This window comes from Cupriavidus necator, from assembly GCF_013141915.1.
Taxonomy (GTDB): domain Bacteria; phylum Pseudomonadota; class Gammaproteobacteria; order Burkholderiales; family Burkholderiaceae; genus Cupriavidus; species Cupriavidus necator_B.
The window spans coordinates 330,874-355,678 of the sequence record NZ_SROX01000003.1 but is presented as its reverse complement, the minus strand read 5'-3'; the positions used below and the strand labels follow the sequence as shown (position 1 = coordinate 355,678).

The following is a 24,805-nucleotide window of genomic DNA, read 5'->3' as shown; positions in this document are numbered from 1 at the left end:
TTTCCGGTGAGCTTCTTCCGTCCTAACTATCCAACATCCACTCCAACAATGGAGGAGACATGACGACATCGCTTCAGTCCATTCCCGGGGCACTTAGTCCCGATGCGGTTGATGAGAGCATCGCAGAACAGCAGCGCATCGTATCGAAAGTCATCCGAAAGATCATGCCTCTGGCATTGATCGGGATCTTCGTGTCCTATGTCGACCGCACCAACCTCTCCGTTGCCGGCCCCGACATGCAAGCCGCGCTCGGCCTGACGCCGGCAATGTTCGGTCTGGCCTCGGGACTCTTCTTTATCGGTTATGTGCTGTTCGAGATCCCATCGAACATTGCTCTGCAACGTTACGGCGCCAAGCTTTGGATCGCCCGGATCATGGTCACGTGGGGCCTGATCTGCATGGGCACATCCCTGGTCACCGGTGCCACGTCGCTCTATATCTTCCGCCTGTTGCTTGGGGTCGGCGAAGCCGGCTTTTACCCCGGCATTCTCTTCTATCTCAGTCTGTTCGTGCCGATCCGCTATCTGACCAGGGCATTTGCGGTATTCCAGATCGGCATTCCCATTTCACTGGCGCTGGGCAGCGCCATGACCGCCGCCCTATTGACCATGGACGGGATCCTTGGCGTTTCCGGCTGGCAGTGGGTCCTGATCATCGAGGGCGCCCTGGCCGTGGTGGTGGGCATCATCACCTGTTTCGCCATGGCCAGCACCCCTGAGAAGGCGCGATGGCTGACGGCCCGCGAGAAGCAGACGCTCATCGCGGCGATCCGCAGCGACCGGAACAGCGGGGCCGATGACAGTCACGGCCTGAGCGCCATCGCCTCGGTCATGAAGACCCGCGCGGCGTGGTACTACTGCTTCCAGTACACGTCCATGCTCATCGGCTTCTACGCCGTCACCTACTGGCTGCCGCAGATCATCAAGCTGCGCTTCTCGGTCAGCGCGGTCCAGGCCGGACTGCTCTCGGCGGTGCCCTGGGTGTTCTGCGCCATGGCGCTCTTCACGCTGTCGCGCATTCCGCCGCGCGAAAAGAATCGCGCCGGCGTGCTCAGCGCCATCCTGATGCTGGCGGCGATCGGATTGACCATGTCCGCATTCGCGCAGAGCGCTATCCTGGCGTTCGCCGGGCTATGCATGGCTGCCTGCATGCAGGCAGCCGTGCCCCTGTTCTACAGCTTTCCGTCACAGCACTTTGCCGGCGCACGGGCGGCCGTTGCTCTGGCGCTCGTGAATTCCGTCGGCAATATCGGCGGCTTCTTCGGCCCATACATCCTCGGCGTGTTCCGCCAGACCTTCCACACCGACACCGTTGGCCTGGTGTTCCTGGCAGGAACGTTCGTGATCGCCGCGTGCATGGCATTGGGGCTGCCCCGGCAACTCAGGTCGGCCGAAGCGCAAGCCGGAGCACGCGCATGAGCGGGATCCTGGCTATCTGGAATGACTGCAATGCGTCGCGCGCAGCAGCCTACGAATCCTGGTATCAGGAGGAACACCTGCCGGAGCGGCTTGGCATCGCCGGCTTCCTGACGGGTCGCCGGTTCGAAGCCATCTGCGCTTCGCGGCAGTTCCTGACCACCTACGAGGTGGTCCATCCCGAGGTGCTGAGGTCGGCGGCATATCGCGAACGGCTCGCCCACCCCACCGCGCGCACCATCTCCATGATGCAGGACGGCTTCACCAACATGTCCCGCACGGTCTGCGAGCGGCGCGATCTCCGCGGGGCGAGTCGCGGCAGCGTGGTGCTGACCGTTGCGCTGAATGCAGCCGATGCCTACCCGCGGCTGCGCGACGCCGTTGGCATGCTGGAGGTCGACGCGGCGCACACGCATTCCGAGATGTGGATCTCGGCGGAGCCCGACACGAAGGAGATCTCCGCAGAAGAAGCACTGCGCGGCGGTGACGTGAAGATCAACGCCTGCCTGGTGTTGGAATACCTGCGGCCCGAAGTGGCAAATCGCGTGGCGAACACGCTGCGCCGGCAGTTCCCGGACGCCTACGTCGGCACCTATCGTCTGCTGTGCTCACTGAACCAGGAGGACTTGTAATGCGAATTCTGCTGATCCAGGGTGCCAACATGGAGTATCTGGGTTTTCGCCAGCCGGAAATCTATGGCACCACCACCGCCGCCGAACTGGACGACATCCTGCGCGCGGACGCCGTGGGGCTCGGCATGCAACTCGACATCCTCTACACCAACGTCGAAGGTGAAGCCATCAGCGCCATTTATCGCGCCACACGCGAGCAAGTAGACGGTCTTGTCATGAATCCCGCGGGCTTTCTCTATGCGGGTCATGCCTTGCGCGATTGCCTGAAAGCGGTGCCGCTGCCCTACATCGAAGTGCATATGAGCAATATCGACGCCCGCGGCATGCATTCTGTTACCGCTTCCGAGAGCGCAGGCATGGTGACAGGGCTTGGTGTCGACTCCTACCGGCTTGCGCTGGTTGCCATCCAGAAGGTCATTCACAAGAGGAACAAACATGCCTGAAGCGAAACCAAGAACGGCGCTGGTTACCGGGGCGGCCGTTGGCATTGGCCTTGCCATTGCCGAACGCTTCGAACGGGACGGCTGGACCGTATACCGATTTGACCGCATGCCGCAGGATCGCGAGCGCGCCGTAAGCGGTGATGTCCGCTCCGAAGCGGACTGGCAAAGGCTGGCAGATCGTATCGGTACCGAAGTCGGGCAACTCGACGTGCTGGTGAACAATGCCGGCATCCTGCGCGAGGCGCCATTGGAGGACACCAGCCTGGCGGACTGGAACGAAGTCATCGGCGTCAACCTGACCGGCGCCTTCCTTGGCTGCCGGACCATGCTGACGCTGCTGAAGCGCAGCGACTCGCCGTGCATCCTCAATGTGGCCTCCATCGACGCGCTGCGCGGCAGCCTGCGTCACAGCGCTTACGCCGCCAGCAAGGGCGGCGTGGATTCCCTGACCCGCGCCCTGGCACTGGAACTGGCCAACGACGGCATTCGCGTCAACGCGATCTGCCCCGGCACCGTCGATACCCCGATGTTCCGCAACATTCATGGCAACACCGCGGATCGGGCCCAGGAGCGGCTGGCGTTGCATCCCCTGAAGCGAATCTCGACCGCGGAAGACCAGGCAGCGGCGGCGGCCTTCCTGTGCAGCGCGGAAGCCGCCTTCATCACCGGAGCGTCCCTGAGCGTCGACGGCGGCCGGGCCATTCGATAACCAGCAAAAGACACCATGACACAACCAAGGAAGACCGCACTGATTGCCGGCGCCACCGGCGTGGTAGGACGGAACCTGCTGCGGCTGCTTGCCGCCGACCCGGAATGGGATGTGATCGCCGTTTCGCGTCGCGAGCCAGATATCACCGGCGAGTACCGCCACATCCCGGCCGACCTGCTTGACGCCGGCGATACGAAGGCCAAGCTCGGCGGGCTGCGGGAGGTCACCCATATCTTCTTCTCTGCCTACATCGAGAAGGCCGGCTGGGCCGAAATGGTGGCGCCGAACATGGCATTGCTCGCGAACCTGATGGATGCCATCGAGCCGGTGGCGGACCGGCTCCAGCACGTCAACCTGATGCACGGCACCAAGTGGTATGGCAATCATCTCGGACCGTTCAAGACGCCCGCAAAGGAAACCGACCCGGGTCACATGCCGCCCAACTTCTACTATGACCAGCAGGCATTCATCGCCCAGCGCCAGAAAGGCAAGGCGTGGACGTGGTCTGCCGCGCGCCCCCACGGCATCTGCGGCTTTGCCATCGGCAACCCGATGAATCTCGTCATGGTCCTCGCCGTGTACGCCACTATCTCCAAGGCACTGGGGCTGCCGTTGCGCCATCCGGGCTCCGAGGCCAACGCGCGCGCGCTGTACAACGTGACCGACAGCGGCTTGCTGGCACGCGCCTGCAAGTGGATGGCAACCGATCCGGCCGCTGCCAACGAGCCGTTCAACATCACCAACGGCGACATTTTCCGGTGGCAGGACTTGTGGCCCGCCATCGCGCGCTACTTCGACATGGAAACCGCTGCGGCCCAGAAGATCGATCTGGTCCACATGATGGCCGACAAGGGACCGCTCTGGGAGCGACTGGTCAGGGAGCACGACCTGCGGCCGATCCCGTACGAGCAACTGGTGGGCTGGAAGTACGGAAACTTCGTCTTCACCCCGGAGTTCGACGTCATTTCGTCCACCACCAAGGCTCGCCAGCATGGCTTCAGCGAAGCCGTGGATTCGGAGCAAATGTTCCTGCGCCAGTTCGACGAACTGCGCGCAAACCGGATCATTCCGTAGGCGGGCACTAGCGACGCTTGCACCGCCGGCCCGCGCAACCGCCTAGCGCGGCGCCGGCACCTCGCTCTTTTCTTCCTCCATCATGCTCAGGCGCTTGTAGAGGTACGAACGCGAGATCCCAAGTTCTTCGGCGACGCGCTTCTTGTTACCACCGGTACGGCGCATGGCTTCCAAAATCAACGCCGATTCCAGCCGTTCCTTCGCTTCACGGATATCGGGCTGCCGCGACTTTTCCGCGGCGCCCGCCGGGGCTCCGCTCTGGCGCCACGCCAGCGTCTGCTCAGCGCCTTCCATACTGCCGAACTCTGCGACCGACAAGACCGGTCCGTCGCAGAAGATTGCCGCGCGCTCGATCGCATGTTGCAGTTGCCGGATATTTCCCGGCCAGGCGCGCGACTGGAGGAAGCGGATCGCGGATTCGGCAATCGACTTCTTCGGCGCGCCGTGCCGGATCGCAAACGCCTCCAGGAAGGTATCGGCCAGCTCCGGAATGTCCTCCAGACGGTCGCGCAATGCCGGCAGCCGCAGCGTCACCGCGCTGATCCGATAGAACAGGTCCAGCCGGAAGCTCGAGTTGGCGATCATCGCCTTGAAGTCCCGATTGCTGGCCGATATCAGGCGGAAATCCGAATGCCGGGCGCGATCGCCCCCGACACGCTCGAACTGGCCATCCTGCAGCACGCGAAGCAGCTTGACCTGCATGTCGATCGGCATGTCGCCGATTTCATCGAGAAACAGCGTGCCGGTATCGGCGGCCTCGAACTTGCCCTTGCGGCCTTTTCGGTCCGCGCCGGTGAAAGCGCCGGGCTCATAGCCAAACAGTTCGCTCTCGACCAGGTTGGGCGGCATCGCCGCCGAGTTCACCAGCACTAACGGCTTGTCGCTGCGCGGGCTTAGCATATGGATCGCGTGCGCCACCATCTCCTTGCCGGTCCCGCTCTCGCCCGCCAGCAATACCGGCACATCCAATGGCGCCACGCGCAGGATGTCCTCCTTCAGCCGTCGCACGGCATCGCTGCTGCCCACGATCTGATCCAGGCCGTAGCTCCGGTTGCGGATCCCGGACAACTCCCGGCGATAGAAATCGAGTTCCTGCTTGACCTTGGCAAGCTCCACGGTGAGTTCGCGCATGGCCTCGGGCCCCTTGAACATCACCTGCCCGATGGCTGCCACGACGCGCTTGTTGCGATCGAAGATCGGCAGCCGCGACACCACGCGCGTCACGCCGTTCATCTCCTGCAACTGGGCCACCTGCCCCTTGCCGGTCGCTACCACCTCCTGCAGCTTCGTGTTCTCGATCACCGATGTCACATCCCGCCCGATCGCCTCGCCATGCTTGAGGCCGAAAAAGCGCTCATGGACCGGGCTCATGTAAGTGATGCGCGCCGACGTATCCACCACGACCATCGCCTTGTAGGGATCGGTAATGAAATGCCTGAGGATGTCCGGCGCCGCATCCACGCTTGCCAGGAACTCGCTCAGCTCATCGCCTTCCTGCACGGCAAAGATCAGGAAGCACACTGAATCGCGCGTCGGGATCGCCGCGACCGTCAGTGGGCGCTCCAGGTCGGCCATGGCCGACATCCGCCTGAGCGGCACGCGGTCGCGGTTCTGCCAGAGCCGGCCCAGCGACTTGGCGACCAGCGAATCCCTGCCGAGTCCGCTGGCGAATGTTGTGTTGCCCTCGGCATCGAGTACGAGGACGCCCTCTGATTCTCGTTTCATGTCTCCACCACGGTTCGTCTGTTTTACGGAACGCTGTGTATTCGGCGACTACACAATTGCCTTCTCGATGGCAGGCAAGGACACTGCAAAGACAGTCTCATTCTAAGCAGTTTCCCCCCGGTTCGTCGGCCTTCCGATCCGCCCGCAAGGCCGCTAACGCAGGCAGTGCCTAAGCCCCCAGGCAATCACTCGCGTAGCCGCAAATTTCGCGCCATGTGTTGGCACACGCTTTGCAGTATGTCGGTCACTTGCGTAGATCCGACCTGAAATGGACACACTGAAGACACTCCCGTTCCAGACACCCGGCGCAGGCCTTTCCTGCCTGCGGGGTATTCGCGTGCTCGACTTCACCACCTCGGTGGCTGGCCCTTATGGCACGCTCCTGCTCGCCGACCTGGGGGCCGAGGTCGTCAAGGTGGAAAAGCGCCATGGCGGCGACGATACACGCAGCTGGGGGCCGCCGTTCCTGGACGGTGAGTCCCTGTGGTTCCTGAGCATGAACCGCAACAAGCAGAGCATGACCATCGACCTCACACGCCCGGAGGGCCAGCGGGTGGCGCATGAACTGGTGCGCCATGCCGACGTCGTCGTCCTCAACACCGCCCAGCGTGTGCAGGAAAAGCTCGGCCTCGATTACACGACGCTCAAGGCCATCAACGGCAGGCTGATCCATGTGTCCGTGACCGGGTTCGGGCTCGAGGGCGAACGCGCCGACCTGCCATGCTACGACCTCATCGCAGAGGGCTACTCAGGAGTCATGCACCTGACCGGCGAGGCGGATCGCCCGCCCCAGAAGGTCGGCACCCCTGCCGCCGATCTGCTGTCCGGCCAGGACATTGCCATGGCCACGCTGGCCGCGCTGTTCGAACGGGAACGCACGGGGGCCGGAAAGCAGATCGATGTGTCGATGGTGGCGACGATGGCGCGGTTCATGGCGCCGCGGATCGTGCCCTATCTGGGTTCCGGCGAGGCGCCGAACCGCTCGGGCGGGACTGATTCCGTGATCGCGATCTATCAGGTCTTCGATACCGCGGATTCCCCCATCACGCTGGGACTCGGCAACGACGCCATCTGGCAGCGCTTCTGGACGGCGGTCGGGCGTCCGGACTACGCGCGGCAACCGGGATTCGAGACCAACGCCCGCCGGCGCGAGGCGCGCCAGGCGATCGTGCAGGCCATTGCCGAACTCCTTGCGACGCAACCACGCCAGCACTGGCTTGCGCTGTTTGCGCAACACCGCATCCCGTCCGGCCCCATCAACAGCATTGACCAACTGGCCGACGACATCCCGCTGCGCGAGAGCGGCATGTTCTTCGCCACCCAGGGCATTACCGGCCTGGTGCCGCAGGTTGGCCTGGGCATCCGCTTCGACGGCGCCAGTGCCGTGCTCCGCAACCCGCCGCCGGCGCTGGGCGAGCACACCGAACGCATTCTCAGGGAAGAACTTTCCATGTCCGCGACATGCATCGCGGGCCTCATCGACTCAGAAATCGTCTAAACAGGAGACACGATGTCCTATACCGAAATTCTCTACAAGGAAGACGGCCCCATCGGCACGATCACGCTGAACCGTCCCCACGACGGCAACATGTTCACCGAGACCATGTGCCACGAGATCCGTGACTGCATCAACGCGATCCGCCGCGAAACCCGCACCCGCGTCATCGTGATCACCGGCGCGGGCGACAAGTTCTTCTGCACTGGCGGGCGCAAGGACGGCATGCAGGACACCACGCTCTACGCGGGCGTGCTGCCGACGCTGGAGATGTACGAAAGCATCGACCGCCTGCAGAAGCCGGTCATCGCCTCGGTGAACGGCTTTGCCGTCGGCGGCGGCAACGTGCTGCAGGTGGTCTGCGACCTGACCATTGCCAAGGAGTCGGCCATCTTTCGCCAGGTCGGTCCGATGGTCGGCAGCTTCGATGCGGGCTATGGCACCTGGTATCTGGAAGACCTGGTGGGAAAGAAGCGCGCCAAGGACATCTGGTATCGCAATCCCAAGATGACGGCACGCGAAGCCATGGAAATCGGGCTGATCAATCGCGTCGTCCCGGATGAGCAACTGGCCGAAGCCACGCGCGAATATGCGCTGGAGGTGGCCGAGCGCGGCGCGTTTGCGCTCGCCTCGCTGAAGAGCGCGTTCAACGCGCGTCATGGCGGTGTCAGCGGGCTGTCCCGCATGGCGCATGACCTGCTGCTGCGCGGTTATCTCGACACCAGCGAACACGACGAACTGGCGGCGGCGTTTGCCGAACGCCGCAAGCCGGATGCTTCCAAATTTGGCCATTGATGCCCGGGTGAAGATCATGCAAAACATCCTGACGCTGCACAATCCGCAGAATGCACGGGACTACTACCTGTCGGGGATCTGGCAGCAGGAGACCCTTTACACGCTCGCCCGTCGCCATTCGCGGGAACGCCCCACGTCGGCCGCCCTGCGCGACGCGGATGTCCGGTTGACCTGGCGCGAAGTGGTCGACTGGGTCGATAGCGTAGCCGAGGCGCTGCACAGGCAGGGCCTGAAACCTGGTGACCGGGTCGGCATCTGGCTGCCCAACGTGGTACAGGCAACCATCGTGTTCCTGGCCTGCTCGCGCAATGGCTACGTCTGTTGCCCGTCACTGCACCAGAACTACACCGTCGACGAGATCTGCACGCTGCTGAACCGCATCCAGTGCCGGGCCCTGTTCGCAATGCCCGGCTACGGCGCCGATTCGGACCACAACTCGATCTTCGGCCGCGCCGCCGACATTCCGACGCTCGCCGCCATGTTTGCCATGCCCGGCCAGGCCAATGGCGACTTCACCCTGCCCGCCGACGCCCATCCATTCCCGGATCAGCTGCCGCCCTCCGCACTGTCGACGCCGGACCTGAACCCGGACAAGATCGTGTATCTGGCCTTCACGTCTGGCACCACAGGCCTCCCCAAGGGTGTGATGCACAGCGACAACACGCTGCTGGCCAACGGACGCGCACTGGTCAACGACTGGGGTCACTCGGCCGATACCACGGTTCTGACGCTGAGCCCGATGAGCCACCACATTGCCACCGTGGCCCTGGAACAAGTGCTGGTGGCAGGCGCGGAGCTGGTCATGACCAACCTGCGTGCCGGCAAGCATGCTCTCGATTGGATCCTGGAAACCGGCGCCACGTATGTGATGGGGGTGCCGACCCACGCCATGGACATTCTGCAGGCCGTGCGCGACCGCAAGCTGACGTCCCTCGGCGAAGTCCGCACCTTCTACATGGCGGGCGCGGCAATCCCGCGTGATGTGGCGCAGAAGTTCCTGACGCTCGGCGTGACGCCGCAGAACGTCTACGGCATGACCGAGAACGGTTCGCACAACTACACCATCCCGTCCGATACCGCGGACACCATTGTGTCGACATGCGGGCGCGCGTGCCGCGGATATGAGGTCCGCCTGTGGAAGCAGGACAACTGGGACGTCGAGGCCGAAGTGGGCGAGATCGGTGAGATCGGCGGGCGCGGCGGCTTGCTGATGCTGGGCTACTTCAGCAACCAGGTCGCCACGGAAACGTCGTTCAACATCCATGGCTGGTTCATGAGCGGCGACCTCGGGATCATCGACGAGAACGGCTGCATCGTGATCGTCGGGCGCAAGAAGGACCTGATCATCCGCGGCGGCCACAATATCCACCCCGCCCGTATCGAGGAACTGGCCATGCGGCATCCCCTGGTGGAGCGCGCAGCGGCCTATCCCGTGCAGGACGAACGACTCGGCGAGAAGGTCTGCCTGTCGGTTGTGCTCCGCGCGGGTCAAACGCTGGAACCGGCTGACATGCTCGCCCACCTGGCGAGCTGCGGCCTGTCGAAGTACGACATGCCGGAGTACTTCCTGGGCCTGGACCAGTTCCCGCTGACACCCAGCGGCAAGATCCTGAAACGCGATCTGGTCGAGATGACCATGCGTGGCGAACTCAAGCCGCAGGCGGTGCGCTACAAGGCCAGCGCTACAGCAGGAGCATGACCATGTCCATCGATATCAAGTTTGACGGCCCGTACGCGATCCTCACGCTCAACCGGCCCGAAGCCCGCAACGCCTTGCAGTTCACGATGATCGAAGCACTGTCGTACACGCTCGATCAGGTGGCAGCCTCCGGCGCTCGCGCGCTCATTGTGACTGGGGCCGGGCCGAAGGCGTTCTGCGCCGGCGCCGACATCAAGGAACTGATGGACCGCAGCCTGATGGCACAACGCCAGGGCGCACAGCTGGGTCAACGTATCTTCGACAAGCTGGCCAGCCTGCCGATTCCGTCGGTCGCCGTATTGCATGGCTATGCCTTTGGCGGCGGGCTGGAGCTGGCCATGGCCTGTACCTTCCGTATCGCGACGGTACATGGCCGAATGGGTCTGCCGGAGATCAAGCTCGGTCTGATCCCTGGCTACGGTGGCACGCAACGTTTGCCACGCCTCGTTGGCGAAGGCCGTGCGCTGGAGATGGTGATGTCCGGACGAACAGTCGACGCGATCGAAGCCGAGCGCATCGGATTGGTGAACCGTGTGGTGGCCGCCGGCGACCCGGCCGAACTTGGCAAGGCTTTCATGTCCGAGTTCATCGGCTATAGCCGTTGCGCCTCTCAGTTCGCAAGAGAGGCAGTGGTACGCGGCATGGAGACCACGCTCGACGCCGGACTCGAGATCGAGGCCGACCTGTCCACGCTGGCCTACCAGACGGATGACTCCGTCGAAGGCATGCGCGCCTTTATCGAGAAACGCACACCGGAGTTCAAGGATGCCTGATCTCACCCAGGGCGCCGTCATCGTGACCGGCGGGAGCCGCGGCATCGGTGCCTCCATTTCCGTGGAGCTGGCACGCGCCGGCCTGCACGTTGCCTGCCTTTCGCGTTCGGGCGAACTTCCTGACGCCGGCTCGCTCGATGCCGATGCACAGAAGCGGCTGGCGGCAATACACTGCGATATCACCGATGCCGCTTCTGTCGACGCGGCATTCGCCGAGGTGCCCACTCTGTTCGGCAAGCCGATCGTCGGCCTGGTCAACAACGCGGGCATCCACCTGCAGGGGCCGTCCGCATCGTTCCCGATCGCCGACTTCGAGCGCGTGATGCAAACCAACGCCTCGTCGGTCCTGCTCGCCAGCCAGGTGGCCTACCCCTACCTGCGCGAGGCCGGCTCGGCGCTGATCGTCAACATTGGCTCGTTCTACGACAAGCTCGGCGTGCGCGGCAATGCCGCCTATTGCGCATCCAAGGCTGCCGTCGGCGCGATCTCGCGCTGCCTGGCCGTCGAATGGGCGCGCGATGGCATACAGGTCGTCAATATCGCGCCTGGCTATATCGAGACCGATCTGAACCGCGACGAGTTGAACGAAGGTGCGCTCCAGGCATTCCTCAAGAAGCGCATTCCCGTCGGAGGCCCCGGGCAGTCCGACGATATCGGACGGCTTGCCGCCATGCTGTTCCGGCTGCCCGGCCGCTTCCTGACCGGCGAGACGCTCTATGTCGATGGCGGCCAGGGCATGGCGCTGTAGCACTAGTCCACTGAATCATTGAAATGGGAGGCGAAGGACATGTCAGGCGGGATGCAGCGCAGGCGCAAAGCGCAGCAATAGCACGGCTATTGCGAGCATTTGCAACGACGCGATGCGCCCGCATGACATGGCAGGCGCCGACCAATTTCAGTGATTCAGTGGACTGATCCGGGCGGTTCACAGCCCACCAACGGAGGAAGACATGAACATGCTGGACCGGATGGACGCGCGGCTGCCGCTATCGTCCGAGGAACGCATGCTCCTCGACAGCGTCAAGGAGCTTTGCAACACCCAGATCGCGCCACGGGCGGCCGAGTACGACCGCACCGGGGTGTTTCCCTGGGAGAACGTGAAAGCCATCAATGAACTGGGCCTGAACGCCATGTTCATCCCTGACAACTATGGCGGCGCGCAACTGTCCTTCCTGAGCTATCTCGCTTGCGTGCGGGAGATTTCGAAGGCTTGTGCCTCCACCGGTATTGTCTGGGCCACGAACTTCCACGCCATTAAGCCGCTGATCCAGTACGGGAGCGAAGAACAGAAGAGTCGTCTGCTGCCGCGCATTGCCGAAGGCGGCCTGGCGTCGCTGGCAATCACCGAGCCCTCTGCGGGATCGGATGCCACTGGCATGCGCACCACCTTTACCCCCGACGGTGACGACATCGTCATCAATGGCGGCAAGACCTTCATTACCAACGGCGACGTGGCCGACCTGTATCTGGTGTTCGGCAAATGGTCCGAGATCAGCGATCCGAAGGCCGCCATCTCCGTGCTGATTCTGGAAAAGGGCACGGAGGGTCTGCGCGTGCTCGGCACCGAGCACAAGATGGGCACCCGTGCGTCCAGCACGGCCAGCCTGGCCTTCGACGGCTGCCGCGTGCCACGCGCCAACCTTATCGGCGCTCCCGGCGAGGGCCTGCAGATCCTGTTCGGCTCGCTGAACCGCTCGCGCCCCAGCGTTGCCGCGCATGCCCTGGGCATTGCGCGCGCGGCGTTCGAGGATGCGGTCGACTACATCAACGAGCGGCGCCAGTCCGGCAAGCGGATCCTCGAGTTCCAGGGCATCCAGTTCATGCTGGCAGACCTGGCCACGGAGCTGGCCTTGTGTGAATCGTGGCTCTGGCGCGTGGCCGAGATGGTCGATGCCGGCGACCAGGATTTCGGCATCGAAGCCTCGATGCTCAAGCAACGCGCCACCGACGCGGCCATGCGCATCACGACCGATGCCGTGCAACTGTTCGGCGGCTATGGCTACTGCAACGACTACCGGGTCGAGCGGCTGATGCGCGACGCCAAGATTACCCAGATCTGGGAAGGAACCAACCAGGTGCACCGGCAGCTGATCGGGCGCAGCTTCCTGAAGAAATAGGAGACGAACGTGACAACCATTCAAACCGTCGGCGTCGCGGGCGCCGGCACCATGGGCGCGGGCATCGCCATCGTTGCGGCCCGCGCGGGCTTCAAGACCATCGTATTCGATGCCCGGCAGGATGCGCTGGACCGCGCCCGCGGCCAGACCGAAGCGTTCCTGAAGAAATCCGAGGAGCGCGGCAAGCTGCCGGCCGGCGCCGCCGCTGAGGCGTTGTCCCGCTGGGAGGGCACTACCTCACTGAGCGACCTGGCCAAATGCGACATCATCATTGAAGCCATCTTCGAGGATCTTGCAGTCAAGCATCAGTTGTTCGGCCAGCTCAATGAGGTCTGCCCGCCGGCTACCCTCTTCGCATCCAATACGTCCACGATCTCTATCACCGAAATCGCCGGCGGTTCCGGCCGGCCGGACCGCTTCGTCGGCATGCATTTCTGCCTGCCTGCGCAGCTGATGAAGCTGATCGAGATGTCGCCAGGCCTGGCCACTTCGGATGAGACCTTCCAGAAAGCGTGGGCCTTTGCCGAGGCAATGGGACAGAAGCCGGTGGCCACACAGGATACGCCGGGCTTCATCCTCAACTACTTCCTGATCCCGTTCAATAACGATGCGATCCGGCTGGTGGAACAAGGCGTCGCCGAGCCGGCCGACATCGACACCGCCATCAAGACTGCGCTGGGCTATCCGATGGGCCCGCTCGAGCTGCTGGACCTGGTCGGCATGGACACCCAGAAGCTGCTGTGCGAAGCCATGCATGGCCTGACCCACGAGCCGCGCGCCGCCTGCCCGCCGCTGGTGCGCCGCATGATCGCCGCCAGGCGCCTGGGCAAGAAGACCGGCAAAGGCTTCCATACCTACGGCGACACCAAGATGTTTGGAGCCTGATATGCGCTACGAAATCATACAAGCTGGCGAGAGCCGTTCCTTTCCCGAATCCCATCCCTTCCTCGAACAGGCAGCGGCGCAAGGCGACGGGCTGGTCTACCTCGGTTCGCAAGCCGGTCGCGCCTACAGCGTAGGCAAAGGACACGAAGCGCGCACCTTTGTCGCCATCGAGCTGGGCACCGAATGCCTGGGCATCCACACAGGCGAGAGCCGCGGCGTCGAAGGCTCCAATGTGGTTGGATTCGCCCGCTTTCGTCTCGGCGACGCCGACCCGAGCCCGCTGGTGGAACTCGTCAGGCAACCGGGCACGACCCCTGGCGCGATCGAAGCCGCCAAGGTGGTGTTCCAGGCTGCGGGGCTGGTTGTCGCGGTATGTCATGACTTTCCGGGTCGCATCGTCGACCGGCTGATCCGCCCGTACTTCAATGCGGCGCTGCGCCGCCTGGACGAGAAACTGGCCAGCGCCGATGACCTGGACAAGACCTTGTGCCTGGGCCTCGGCTACCCGGAGGGTCCGATCTCGCTGCTGGAACGGACTGGCCTGGCGCACCATTTCCGTGTCACTCAAGCCTTGCATGAAGCTCTCGGGCAGGAGCCTTATGCCCCGGCGCGGCGCGCGCGCGTCGCAGCGGAGCGCGAGGAACGCGAAGAGCGGGTAAAGCGATGATTGCCATGAGCCAACCCCTGACCGGTGTGAAGGTGCTGGATTTCAGCACCCTCCTGCCCGGACCGCTGTGCTCGCTGCTGCTGGCCGAGGCGGGAGCCGAAGTCATCAAGTTCGAGCGCCCCGGCCGTGGCGACGAAATGCGCGCGTATGAGCCGAAGGTCGATGACGACAGCGCGAATTTCGTGCTGCTCAACCGCGGCAAGCAATCTGTCGCGATCGACCTGAAGGCGCCTGAGACGCTGAGCCAGTTGACGCCGTTGATCCGCGATGCCGATGTCCTGATCGAGCAGTTCCGTCCCGGCGTCATGGATCGTCTGGGCCTCGGCTATGCAGCGCTTTCGGAAATCAACCCACGGCTGGTCTACTGCTCGATCACCGGCTTCGGACAGTACGGCCCGCGCGCATCAGAAGCCGCGCATGACCTGAACTATGTGGCGGCATCCGGCACGCTGTCGCTGACTGCCGGCAACGATGGTGCGCCGGTCCTGCCGCCTGCCCTCATTGCCGACATTGCTGGCGGCACCTATCCGGCCATGATCAATATCCTGCTCGCCTTGCGTCAGCGCGACCAGACCGGCAGGGGCGTTCACCTGGATGTGGCCATGGCCGACAACCTCTTTACGTTCCAGTACTGGGGGCTTGGCAACGGCGCGCTGGGATCGTGGCCCGCACCGGCGTCGGAGCTGGTCACGGGAGGCACGCCGCGCTACCAGATCTACCGTACCGCCGATGGTGCCTTCCTGGCGGCCGCGCCACTGGAAGACAAGTTCTGGGACAACTTCGTCGCACTGGTCGGGCTGGATGCGGACGCGCTGGCGCGGATGTCACCGGACCAGGCCATCGGTGCCGTTGCGGCGGCCATTTCCCGGCACCCGGTTGCCTATTGGGAAGACCGCTTCGCCGGGCAAGACGTCTGCACCAGCCGTGTGGTCAGTCTGGAAGAAGCCCGGCACGATCCGCATTTCCGGGAACGCGGCCTGTTTGACCGCACCGCTACCACTGCGGCGAACGGGAGCATGCCGGCATTGCCGGTGCCCATCGATGCCGCCTTTCGCAGCCAGGATCGCTCCGCCGCGTCCCCGGCCCTGGGAGCACACAACCAACTTCTGAATCGCTGAGGTCCAGCCGACATGAAAGCCATCGTCATCCAGGAATTCAATGCACCAGACGCCGTCACCATCGGCGACCTTCCCGACCCGCAGGTTGGCGACGGCGACGTGCTCGTCGAAGTCCGAGCCGCCGCGGTCAACTATCCCGACGTGCTGGTGGTGCAGGGCAAGTATCAGATCCTGCCGCAACGCCCGTTCGCACCGGGCAAGGATGCCGCCGGCGTGGTACGCGCCGTCGGTGCCAATGTCACCCATGTCCAACCTGGCGATCGCGTGGTGGCGCAACTGGAATATGGCGCGTTCGCCGAGCTCGTCAGCGTGCCTGCCGATTCATGCTTCCGCATCCCCGATGCCATGCCGTTCGAAGACGCTGCCGCGATGGGGCTGGCATATCAGACCGCCTACTTCGCCCTGGTGGAACGTGGCGGATTCCGTGCCGGCGAGACTGTGCTTGTCACCGGGGCTGCCGGCGGCGTCGGCTCGGCGGCCATCCAGATCGTCAAGGGTCTCGGCGGCATCGCGCTGGCCGGCGTCAGCGGTGCCGAGCACGCGCAGGCGGCACGGGAACTGGGAGCCGACGCAGTGATCGATCTTTCCGCCCCTGACCTGCGCGAATCGCTGCGCGAGCAGGTGCGCAATGCCACCTCGGGCCATGGCGCCGATGTGGTGCTTGACACCCTGGGCGGCGATGTCTTCGATGCCGCACTGCGTGCGATCGCATGGTGCGGCCGCGCGGTGGTCATTGGCTTCGCGGCCGGCCGCATCCCCGAGATCAAGGCCAACTATCTGCTGCTCAAGAACATTGGCGTCAGTGGCCTGCAGTGGAGCGACTATCGCGATCGCCAGCCGGAAAAGGTGCTGGCCGTACAGCAAGAGATCTTCAAGCTGTATCAGCAAGGTGCGCTCAGGCCGAAGATCGCCGGTGCCCTGCCCCTTTCCCGTGCCGGTGAAGCGCTGGCGCAGCTCGCCTCCGGGCAGGTGTCCGGCAAGTACGTGCTGACGCTGAACTGAGGCTTACCGAACAACCCTGGGCGAATGCCATGCCCGTCTGCAGCCGTGGGTTCCTCCTCACGGCTGCAGTGCTTTGCGGCGTCGCCCACCATCTCCTGCGATCCGGACATCATGAACACAACCTCTCCTTCGATCACCGCTATCCAGACACTGGGCATCGTCGGCACCGGCGCCATGGGCCGCGGCATCGCCCAGATCGCCGCGCAGGCAGGCCTGACCGTCAACCTGTACGACGCCAACCCGCAAGCGGTGGAAGCGGCACGCAAGTACCTGCAGGATACGCTCGGCAAGCTGGCCGAAAAGGGCAAGATCTCGGCGGCTGACGCCCAGGCCACGCTGGGCCGCGTGAAGCCGTGCGGCGCGCTGGAAGACCTGGCCGGCTGCGACATGGTGGTGGAAGCCATCGTCGAGAAGCTCGAAGTGAAGCGAGATCTCGTGGCGAAGCTGGAAGCCGTGCTGCGTCCTGACGTGGTCATCGCCTCGAACACCTCGTCGCTGTCGATCACCGCGATCGCCGTGGGCGCAAAGGAACCGGGCCGCGTGGTCGGCTACCACTTCTTCAACCCGGTGCCGCTGATGAAGGTGGTCGAGGTCATCGACGGCCTGTCCGGCAACCCGGCCGTGGGCGATGCGCTGATGGCGCTGTCGCGCCGCATGGGCCATACGCCGGTGCGCTGCAAGGACATGCCGGGCTTTATCGTCAACCATGCCGGCCGCGGCATGAATATCGAAGGCATCAAGGTCGCGCAGGAAGGCGTGGCGGAGTTCGCCGACATCGACAACATCATGCGCGAGCAGGCCGGCTTCCGCATGGGGCCGTTCGAGCTGATGGACCTGACCGGGCTGGACGTGTCGCACCCGGTGATGGAATCGATCTACAACCAGTTCTACCAGGAGCCGCGCTACCGCCCGTCGCCGATCACGGCGATCCGCTCGGTTGGCGGGCTGGTCGGCCGAAAGGCCGGCGCCGGCTTCTACCGCTACGTGGATGGCCAGAAGCAGGTCCCGGCCACGGCCGCGGCCGCGGTCCCGTCGGCCCGTCCGGCCAGCGTGTGGGTCAGCCGCGCCAGCGAACGCGGCCATGCCATGGTGACGAAGCTGCTCGGCGCGCTCGGTATCACGCCTGAAAGTGGCGACCAGCCTTCCGCCGAGGCACTGATCGTCGTCACGCCGCTGGGCCTGGACGCGACCACCACCGCGCTCCAGCAGGGCCTGGACGCCTCGCGCACGGTGGCCATCGACACCCTCCTGCCGTTCGAGGCCACCAAGCGCCGCACGCTGATGACCACGCCGGCCACTGGCGCCGCCGCGCGCGACGCCGCGCACGGCCTGTTCGCGAGCGACGGCGTGCCGGTCACGGTGATCCGCGACTCGGCCGGCTTCGTGGCCCAGCGCGTGCTCTGCTGCATCATCAACATCGCCAGCGATATCGCGCAGCAGCGCATTGCCTCGCCCGCGGACATCGACCTGGCCGTGAACCTGGGCCTGGGCTACCCGAAGGGCCCGCTGGCCCTGGGCGACGCCGTCGGCCCGCAACTGGTGCTGGAGACGCTGCGCAACATGGAAGCCCTGACCGGCGACATGCGCTACCGCCCGAGCCCGTGGCTGTGGCGCCGCGCCGGCCTGGGCCTGTCGCTGCTGACGGACGAGGCTTGATCGCCCCCCGACCATCAAAGACCGCAGTGCAGCCAGAGGTCGCTCCCCTTTCGCTCATTCTCCAATCGCCAGCGTATGCGCGTGTCCATCTGCGCGGGCTGCGTTTCCCGTTCCCCGTGATTGCAGAGGTCATCGAAGGTGATTGTGAGCTCAACGTGCCGGGTCAGATGCGTGCAACCCACGACGGTGGATGGCACGCGATCCGCCCGCTCGAGTCGCCACACCTTGTGCTGGCAGAGCGCGCCCGCGTAGCGTTCCGGCAGCTGCCGTGGTCCGGTCAGCGGATACGGGTAGAAGAGCGATCGCACAAGCCAATTGCGAGTAGCCTGGCTATGGCGGTGTTCCAGGCACCGCAAAAGCCGTGGCGGCTCGCATCGGCGTCGCGAGAGCTCCGCATCGATCAGGCGGGTCAATTGTCCCGAACCTTGTTGAGTGAAGGCGAGAGCTTTGTCGATCTGGTGGCGACGCAGCGCCTGATGCGCGCGCTGTTTGACCTCGCCGGCGCCGACCGGGAAGCTGCAAGGGTCGGATCCTATGGCTTCCCGGATCGCGCTCGCTTCGAAGATGCGATCTTCGATCGATTCGGGGTGAACGCTTCACTGCTGCATCGTCTGCTGAATGGCCGCTAGCAAGGGCGAACAACCTGCCCGCGGCGCCCCGTAGCGATGACTTAGCCGGCCGACCGCGTGCTGCCGGCCGTCTTTCTAGCAATCATCGTCCGGACGGAAGCCGGCCAAGGACCGCCCCAACCAGTCCTTTCCGGAACAACAGAACGCACAGAATGAAAATGACACCGGTCACGAGCGTCACTGACTCGCCAAGGGATGCGAACCAGTCGATCCCGGTGACATTGGCAAGTCCGGCACCTATCTCGCCCAGCTTGTTCTCCAGGATCACAATGACGAGCGCACCGGCGACTGGCCCGCTCAACGTCCCCATCCCGCCCACCAGCGTCATCAGGATGACTGCCCCCGACATGGTCCAATGGACGTCGGCCAGCGTCGCAAAGCCAAGCACCAGCGCTTTCATCGCTCCCGCCAGTCCCGCCAGCGCGGCCGACAGCACGAAGGCCATCAGCTTGAAGCGGTCTGTACTGTAGCCCAGCGAGATGGCGCGACTCTCGTTCTCCTTGACCGCCTGGAGGAGCTGGCCAAACGGGGAACTGACTATGCGGGCAATCAGCACCATCGCTGCGACAAAGACGGCGACAACGACATAGTAGAAGCTGACATCCGATGACAGGTCGATCACCCCGAACAACGCGCCGCGCGGAACGCCTTGCAAGCCGTCCTCGCCGCCCGTTTGCGGTGTCTGCAGGCAAATGAAAAAGAACATCTGTGCCAGCGCGAGCGTGATCATGGCGAAGTAGATGCCCTGGCGGCGGATTGCCAGCACGCCCATCAGAAATCCAATCGCTACGGCGGTTGCCACGCCGATCAGCAGGCTGACCTCCGTCGTGACATGCCAGTTCTTGATCGCATACCCGGCTATGTAGCCCGCGCCGCCGAACAAGGCGGCATGGCCGAACGACAGCAAGCCGGTGTAGCCGAGCAGCAGGTTGAATGCCGCGGCAAACAGCGCAAAGCACAGGATCTTCATCACGAAGACCGGATAGAAGCCAAGATGGGGCGCCAGCAACAGCAGTGCAACCAGCACGATGGAGATGTATGCCGGCGCCCGGCTTCGCACCAACGCGTCCCCACCGGCCGCCGAGGTCACCGTTGAAGGGAGAGAGAATTCGGTCATCACTTTTCCTTGCCAAACAGCCCCGCCGGACGAAGCAGCAGGACAATCACCATTACAACAAAGACCACCGTTGACGACGCTTCCGGGTAGACCACCTTGGTCAGCCCCTCGATCACGCCCAGGCCCAGACCGGTGACGATGGCGCCGAGGATCGAGCCCATTCCACCGATCACTACAACTGCAAACACCACGATGATCAGGTTCTGTCCCATCAGCGGCGACACCTGGATCACCGGCGCGGCCAGCACCCCGGCGAACGCAGCCAGTGCCACGCCGAAGCCGTAGGTCAGGGTGACCATCAGCGGCACATTGACGCCGAACGCCTCGACGACCTTGGGGTTCTCGGTGCCCGCACGCAGGTAGGCGCCCAGCTTGGTCTTCTCGATCACGAACCACGTGCCCAGGCAGACCGTGATGGAAGCCACCACGACCCAGGCGCGATAGTTCGGCAGGTGCATAAAGCCAACGTCGGTAGCGCCCTGCAGCAGCTCGGGCGCGGAGTAAGGCTGGCCCGAGACGCCGTAGATTGACCGGAACACGCCTTCGATCACCAGCGTAATACCCAGCGTGAGCAGCAGACCGTAAATATGGTCTAGCTTGTAGATCCAGCGCAGCATCGTCTTTTCGATCAGCACGCCCAACAAGCCGATGACCAGGGGCGACAGCAGCAGCATTGCCCAGTAGCTCAGCCCGACGTACTCCATGCCGGCCCACGCCAGCAGAGCGCCCAGCATGAACAGCGCACCGTGCGCGAAGTTGATCACGTTGAGCAATCCAAAGATCACCGCCAACCCCAAGCTTAGCATTGCGTAGAACGCGCCATTCGCCAGGCCGAGCAGCAACTGCGACATCAAAGCCGGCAGGGGAATTCCAAAATCAAGGTTCATTGCACTTCCCCTCGTTACACGCCGAGCAGCTCATTGAGCACCGGCATCTTGTCCTGCAGCTCGTCGGCGGCAAAGCGCTCGACGATCGCGCCGTGCTCCATCAGGTAGAAGCGGTCGGCCAGCGGCGCGGCGAATCGGAAATTCTGCTCCACCATTACCACCGTGTAGCCCTTCTTCTTGAGCATCAAGATCATGCGCGCCAGGGCCTGCACAATCACAGGCGCCAGCCCTTCCGAGATCTCGTCAAGCAGGAGCAGGTTCGCCCCGGTACGCAAGATCCGGCCCACGGCAAGCATCTGCTGTTCACCGCCGGAGAGGCGCGTGCCCTGGCTCTGCTTGCGCTCCATCAGGTTCGGGAACATGTCGTAGATCTCGGCCTTGCTCATGCCTTTTCCCGCATTGGCGCTCTTGAGTTCCGGCGGCAGCAGCAGGTTCTCTTCGCAGGACAGGCTTGAGAAGATCGCCCGCTCTTCGGGACAGTAGCCAATGCCGTAGTGCGCGATCTTGTGTGTCGGCAGGCCGATGGTTTCGTGGCCGTTGACCTTGATCGATCCCTTGCGCGTACCGGTGAGTCCCATGATCGCGCGCAGCGTTGTCGTGCGCCCGGCACCATTGCGCCCAAGCAGCGTGACCACTTCGCCACGATTGACGGTCAGGTCCACACCATGCAGGATGTGCGACTCGCCGTACCAGGCATGCAGGTCCCTGATCTCGAGGGCCGGGGTGTTGTCGTTTGCCATTACTTTTTCCCCCTCAATGCGCGCCTTGCAGCTCGGCGTCGGCCGTACCCATGTAGGCTTCCATGACGCGCGAATCCTTCGAGACTTCGGCGTAAGGGCCCTCGGCCAGAATCGCACCGCGTTGCAGTACGGTGATCTTGTCGGCAATCGACGACACGACATTCATGTTGTGCTCGACCATCAGGATCGTGCGGCCGGCAGAAACCTGCTTGATCAGCTGGGTCACGCGATCCACGTCCTCATGGCCCATGCCCTGCGTCGGCTCATCGAGCAGCATCAGTTCCGGCTCCATCGCGAGGGTGGTCGCGATCTCGAGCGCACGCTTGCGGCCGTAAGGCAGGTTGACAGTGATGGTCTCGGCGAACTCGGTCAGCCCGACTTGTTCGAGCAAATCCATCGCGCGGGCATTTAGCACGTCGAGCGAACGCTTGCTGCGCCAGAACTGGTAGGCAGTACCCAGTTGACGCTGCAGGCCGATGCGTACGTTCTCGCGTACGGTCAGGTGCGGGAACACCGCGGAAATCTGAAACGAGCGGATCACGCCCCGCCGCGCAATCTGCGCTGGCTTTTCGCGCGTGATGTCGATGCCGTTGAACAGAATGGTGCCGGCGGTCGGCTCCAGGAACTTGGTCAGCAGGTTGAAGCAGGTGGTCTTGCCCGCGCCGTTCGGCCCGATCAAGGCGTGGATCGAGCCGCGGCGTACATTCAGGTCGACTTCACTGACGGCAGTAAAGCCTCTGAATGACTTGGACAACCGCTGCGTCTGCAGAATGAAATCCGGCATAACAGGAGCAAAGCCAATCTGGAGAAAAAGGAAGCGTCTTCCGCGCGGCCGGGGCGACGCAGCGGCCGTGGAAAGACGCCCGGAGAGTGCGTAGAAGCGTGGCCAGCTGCCTGGCCACCTCAAGTTCCCTAGTGCGTCAGCCCTTGAGCGGACAGGCGCTCTTTTCCAGTGGCTCGAAGGCCTTGTCCTTGGGGATGATCTTGCGGATCTTCAGCAGGTCCCATTCGCCCTTGGACTCAGACGGCTTCTTGGCTTCAGCCAGGTACATGTCATGCGCCATCAGCCCGTTTGCCAGAATGCGGCCGTCCTTGGCAAAGAAGTCATTGACCGGCGTCGCGCGCATCTTCGCCATGACCTTGTCGGGGTCCGCGCTACCTGCCGCCTGTACCGCCTTCAGGTAGTGCGTCACCGCGGAGTACATACCGGCCTGAACCATGGTCGGCATCATCTTGGTCTGTGCGAAGAACTTCTTGCCAAAAGCGCGGGTCTCGTCGTTGTAGTCCCAGTAGAATGCCGTGGTGAACTGCAGTCCCTGCGCCGCCTTCAGGCCCATGCCTTTCAGGTCGCTATCGAAAATCAGCAGCGGCGCCACCACCTGCTTGCCAGTCCCGAGTCCGAACTCCGAAGCCTGGCGAACCGCATTCTGTGTATCGCGTCCCGCGTTGGCCAATGCAATCACCTGCGCATTTGACGCCTGTGCCTGCAGCAGGAACGATGCGAAGTCCGATGCCGCAAGCGGATGGCGGACCTTGCCGGCAACCTTCCCGCCCAGCTGCTCCACCACATTGATGGCATTCGACTCGAGCGAATGGCCGAATGCATAGTCGGCGGTGATGAAGAACCAGTCCTTCTTGCCTTCTTCCAGGATTGCGCGTGCCGTGCCGTTTGCCAGCGCGTAGGTGTTGTACACGTAGTGAATACCGTAAGGCGAGCACTGCTTGCCCGTCAGTTCCGTAGTGGCGGAACCCGCGAAGATCGTGATCTTCTTTTTGCTCTCGCCAAGTTTCTGCAGCGCCAGCGCCGAGGCCGAGTCGGTGGACTCGATGATCATTTCGACGTTGTTCCGGTCATACCACTCCCGGGCACGGGTGGAAGCAATATCGACCTTGTTCTGGTAGTCGGCACCCAACACCTCGATGGGCCGGTCCAGAACCTTACCGCCGAAGTCCTGAACCGCCATCTTGACGGCTGCGATACCGCCAGGACCGCCGATGCCGGAATAGACCCCGGACATATCTACCAAGGCGCCGATGCGGAATGGCTCCGCGGCGGAAGCCAACTGGCAAATCGCCGTCAGTGCGGCGAGTGCGCCGAAGCGCAGTGCGGGTGCATTCATGGATGTCTCCAATCGTTCGTTATCATGACGGACAGCGTTTTCCTCGAACACATTCACCGTCCATACCCGCTATCTGCAACTTCGGTGCCAGGTCCAATTACGTCCGTTTTAGCCATAAATATGCCCTTGGAGGTGTATTCGCCCCCCGCTGAGTACACTCGTGCCTGCGAACATGTATTTACCGAAGACAGTCCCAAGGCAGGCCATCGGCTACAAGTCCGGCATGCAAACCTTCTGCAAGCGCACAGCAGCGAACTCTCCTTGAAGCAGTTCTTGAAATTTTGATAGATCCGTGCAGCCAGGTTCCCTCGAAGCTCTCTGAGAAGCCTGTGAGTTCATCGTACTGGCAGCCGGCGGCGATCGCGTCGGAAGCCGCCTCGGCGCACAGCATGCCGCTCTTGATGGCGGCGTGACTGCCCTTGAGGCGCGCCGCATTCAGAAAGCCGGCGTCGCAACCGACGAGTGCGCCGTACGATCCTTTCAAGGACTTCGCCTACCTCACCGTTGCCGTGCAGGCGCCCAACGTCCTTTCGGTGCCAGCAAACTCCCGCTTCAAGACCATTCAGGACAACATCGTTTCCTACGAGAAGGCCAATCCCTGAGACGAAGACGTCCGCATCTGCCGGAAACGGGACAAGCGACCATCTCACCGCGGATCTGTTCTGGCAGAAAGGATCTGTTCTGGCAGAAAACCGGCACAACCGGGATCCACATACGTACATGGGCGGCGCCCCGGCGAAGAACGACCTGCCTGGCGGACAGGTCGACGCCACCTTCATGAATCTCAATACAGCGGTCCCGCACATCAAGGCAGGCAAGCTGCGCGCTCGCCTATCCTGCCCGACGTGCCGACCATGGAAGAGTCCGTCGTCAAGGGCGTGACGGTCTACTCCTGGCAAGCGGTTGCTATGTTCCGTTGACTAACTCGAGCATGAAGATGCTCGGCACTACATCGCAGTTGCATCGCCTGACGGCCGGAAAAGGCTGTATCGCTCAGTGAATCGCTCTGCTCAGCTAGTATCTACATCTGAGCTTCTTTGTGATGCGCCGCCCACTTGCCGGCGGCCGATGGGTTCCCGGCGCGCAGGGGCACCGTCGGAGGCTGCA

Annotated in this window: 24 protein-coding genes and 1 pseudogene; 18 read left to right on the top strand and 7 right to left on the bottom strand. The window is 63.5% G+C overall.

Going from position 1 to position 24,805, the window contains the following annotated elements:
• The first annotated feature begins 59 nt into the window (after positions 1 to 59).
• From E5S69_RS09490 to E5S69_RS09470, 5 genes are read left to right on the top strand one after another with little or no spacing between them, the layout of a single operon-like run.
• A complete protein-coding gene (locus E5S69_RS09490) occupies positions 60 to 1,418 on the top strand; it encodes an MFS transporter (RefSeq protein ID WP_081050225.1) in 1,359 nt (452 codons plus the stop codon).
• The gene (locus E5S69_RS09485; protein WP_058697545.1) at positions 1,415 to 2,047 is read left to right on the top strand and encodes a DUF4286 family protein; all 633 of its coding nucleotides are present in this window, start codon (positions 1,415 to 1,417) and stop codon (positions 2,045 to 2,047) included. The genes E5S69_RS09490 and E5S69_RS09485 overlap by 4 nt, the downstream gene beginning before the upstream one ends.
• Entirely contained in the window at positions 2,047 to 2,490 is a 444-nt protein-coding gene (locus E5S69_RS09480) for a type II 3-dehydroquinate dehydratase (RefSeq protein WP_058697544.1), read from the top strand. Before E5S69_RS09485 ends, E5S69_RS09480 begins: the two co-directional genes overlap by 1 nt.
• On the top strand, positions 2,420 to 3,199 hold the full coding sequence (locus E5S69_RS09475; protein WP_171514468.1) for an SDR family oxidoreductase: 780 nt from the start codon (positions 2,420 to 2,422) through the stop codon (positions 3,197 to 3,199). The genes E5S69_RS09480 and E5S69_RS09475 overlap by 71 nt, the downstream gene beginning before the upstream one ends.
• Positions 3,200 to 3,214: 15 nt before the next feature.
• On the top strand, positions 3,215 to 4,273 hold the full coding sequence (locus E5S69_RS09470; RefSeq protein ID WP_058697542.1) for an SDR family oxidoreductase: 1,059 nt from the start codon (positions 3,215 to 3,217) through the stop codon (positions 4,271 to 4,273).
• Between the two features lie 42 nt (positions 4,274 to 4,315).
• Here E5S69_RS09470 and E5S69_RS09465 read toward each other — a convergent pair whose 3' ends face one another.
• On the bottom strand, positions 4,316 to 5,998 hold the full coding sequence (locus E5S69_RS09465) for a sigma-54 interaction domain-containing protein (protein ID WP_058697541.1): 1,683 nt from the start codon (positions 5,996 to 5,998) through the stop codon (positions 4,316 to 4,318).
• 268 nt (positions 5,999 to 6,266) lie between these two features.
• On the opposite strand from E5S69_RS09465, the gene E5S69_RS09460 reads away from it, so the two are divergent.
• The 12 genes from E5S69_RS09460 (at position 6,267) to E5S69_RS09405 (ending at position 18,834) form a co-directional block, all read left to right on the top strand.
• Complete coding sequence (locus E5S69_RS09460) at positions 6,267 to 7,496, top strand: CaiB/BaiF CoA transferase family protein (protein ID WP_058697540.1); 1,230 nt, start codon at positions 6,267 to 6,269, stop codon at positions 7,494 to 7,496.
• 12 nt (positions 7,497 to 7,508) lie between these two features.
• Positions 7,509 to 8,288: an enoyl-CoA hydratase-related protein gene (locus tag E5S69_RS09455; RefSeq protein ID WP_058697539.1), complete on the top strand. Its 780-nt coding sequence runs from the start codon at positions 7,509 to 7,511 to the stop codon at positions 8,286 to 8,288.
• A gap of 16 nt (positions 8,289 to 8,304) precedes the next feature.
• Positions 8,305 to 9,987, top strand: a complete 1,683-nt coding sequence (locus E5S69_RS09450; protein WP_058697671.1) for a class I adenylate-forming enzyme family protein — start codon at positions 8,305 to 8,307, stop codon at positions 9,985 to 9,987.
• A gap of 2 nt (positions 9,988 to 9,989) precedes the next feature.
• Complete coding sequence (locus tag E5S69_RS09445) at positions 9,990 to 10,760, top strand: enoyl-CoA hydratase/isomerase family protein (RefSeq protein WP_058697538.1); 771 nt, start codon at positions 9,990 to 9,992, stop codon at positions 10,758 to 10,760.
• On the top strand, positions 10,753 to 11,508 hold the full coding sequence (locus E5S69_RS09440; protein ID WP_058697537.1) for an SDR family NAD(P)-dependent oxidoreductase: 756 nt from the start codon (positions 10,753 to 10,755) through the stop codon (positions 11,506 to 11,508). Before E5S69_RS09445 ends, E5S69_RS09440 begins: the two co-directional genes overlap by 8 nt.
• A 202-nt stretch (positions 11,509 to 11,710) precedes the next feature.
• On the top strand, positions 11,711 to 12,877 hold the full coding sequence (locus E5S69_RS09435; RefSeq protein ID WP_058697536.1) for an acyl-CoA dehydrogenase family protein: 1,167 nt from the start codon (positions 11,711 to 11,713) through the stop codon (positions 12,875 to 12,877).
• Positions 12,878 to 12,886: 9 nt separating this feature from the next.
• Positions 12,887 to 13,762 carry a 3-hydroxyacyl-CoA dehydrogenase family protein gene (locus tag E5S69_RS32795; protein ID WP_081050224.1) on the top strand — a complete coding sequence of 292 codons (876 nt, stop codon included), beginning with the start codon at positions 12,887 to 12,889 and terminating at the stop codon, positions 13,760 to 13,762.
• 1 nt (position 13,763) lies between these two features.
• Positions 13,764 to 14,429, top strand: a complete 666-nt coding sequence (locus tag E5S69_RS09425) for a 3-hydroxyacyl-CoA dehydrogenase family protein (RefSeq protein WP_058697535.1) — start codon at positions 13,764 to 13,766, stop codon at positions 14,427 to 14,429.
• 5 nt (positions 14,430 to 14,434) lie between these two features.
• Entirely contained in the window at positions 14,435 to 15,547 is a 1,113-nt protein-coding gene (locus tag E5S69_RS09420; protein ID WP_058697669.1) for a CaiB/BaiF CoA transferase family protein, read from the top strand.
• A gap of 12 nt (positions 15,548 to 15,559) precedes the next feature.
• Positions 15,560 to 16,549 (top strand): NADPH:quinone oxidoreductase family protein, encoded by a 990-nt coding sequence (locus tag E5S69_RS09415; RefSeq protein WP_058697534.1) that lies wholly within the window; start codon positions 15,560 to 15,562, stop codon positions 16,547 to 16,549.
• A 111-nt stretch (positions 16,550 to 16,660) separates the two neighbouring features.
• Positions 16,661 to 18,205 (top strand): 3-hydroxyacyl-CoA dehydrogenase, encoded by a 1,545-nt coding sequence (locus E5S69_RS09410; protein WP_058697533.1) that lies wholly within the window; start codon positions 16,661 to 16,663, stop codon positions 18,203 to 18,205.
• Positions 18,202 to 18,834: a hypothetical protein gene (locus tag E5S69_RS09405; protein WP_143010700.1), complete on the top strand. Its 633-nt coding sequence runs from the start codon at positions 18,202 to 18,204 to the stop codon at positions 18,832 to 18,834. Before E5S69_RS09410 ends, E5S69_RS09405 begins: the two co-directional genes overlap by 4 nt.
• Before the next feature lie 82 nt (positions 18,835 to 18,916).
• On the opposite strand, the gene E5S69_RS09400 is transcribed toward E5S69_RS09405, so the two are convergent.
• The 6 genes and pseudogenes from E5S69_RS09400 to E5S69_RS09375 all read right to left on the bottom strand — a co-directional run.
• Positions 18,917 to 19,951, bottom strand: a complete 1,035-nt coding sequence (locus E5S69_RS09400) for a branched-chain amino acid ABC transporter permease (protein ID WP_081050223.1) — start codon at positions 19,949 to 19,951, stop codon at positions 18,917 to 18,919.
• Positions 19,951 to 20,838 carry a branched-chain amino acid ABC transporter permease gene (locus E5S69_RS09395; protein ID WP_058697531.1) on the bottom strand — a complete coding sequence of 296 codons (888 nt, stop codon included), beginning with the start codon at positions 20,836 to 20,838 and terminating at the stop codon, positions 19,951 to 19,953. Before E5S69_RS09395 ends, E5S69_RS09400 begins: the two co-directional genes overlap by 1 nt.
• A 14-nt stretch (positions 20,839 to 20,852) precedes the next feature.
• Positions 20,853 to 21,578, bottom strand: coding sequence for an ABC transporter ATP-binding protein (locus E5S69_RS09390; RefSeq protein WP_058697530.1), 726 nt, complete (start codon positions 21,576 to 21,578; stop codon positions 20,853 to 20,855).
• 13 nt (positions 21,579 to 21,591) lie between these two features.
• Complete coding sequence (locus E5S69_RS09385; RefSeq protein ID WP_058697529.1) at positions 21,592 to 22,362, bottom strand: ABC transporter ATP-binding protein; 771 nt, start codon at positions 22,360 to 22,362, stop codon at positions 21,592 to 21,594.
• A 136-nt stretch (positions 22,363 to 22,498) separates the two neighbouring features.
• Positions 22,499 to 23,698: an ABC transporter substrate-binding protein gene (locus E5S69_RS09380; protein ID WP_058697528.1), complete on the bottom strand. Its 1,200-nt coding sequence runs from the start codon at positions 23,696 to 23,698 to the stop codon at positions 22,499 to 22,501.
• Between the two features lie 288 nt (positions 23,699 to 23,986).
• Positions 23,987 to 24,167: pseudogene (locus tag E5S69_RS09375) on the bottom strand (electron transfer flavoprotein-ubiquinone oxidoreductase); the annotation flags it as partial.
• On the opposite strand from E5S69_RS09375, the gene E5S69_RS32785 reads away from it, so the two are divergent.
• On the top strand, positions 24,161 to 24,580 hold the full coding sequence (locus E5S69_RS32785; protein ID WP_412459398.1) for a tripartite tricarboxylate transporter substrate-binding protein: 420 nt from the start codon (positions 24,161 to 24,163) through the stop codon (positions 24,578 to 24,580). The pseudogene E5S69_RS09375 and the gene E5S69_RS32785 overlap by 7 nt on opposite strands.
• The last annotated feature ends 225 nt before the right edge of the window (positions 24,581 to 24,805 follow it).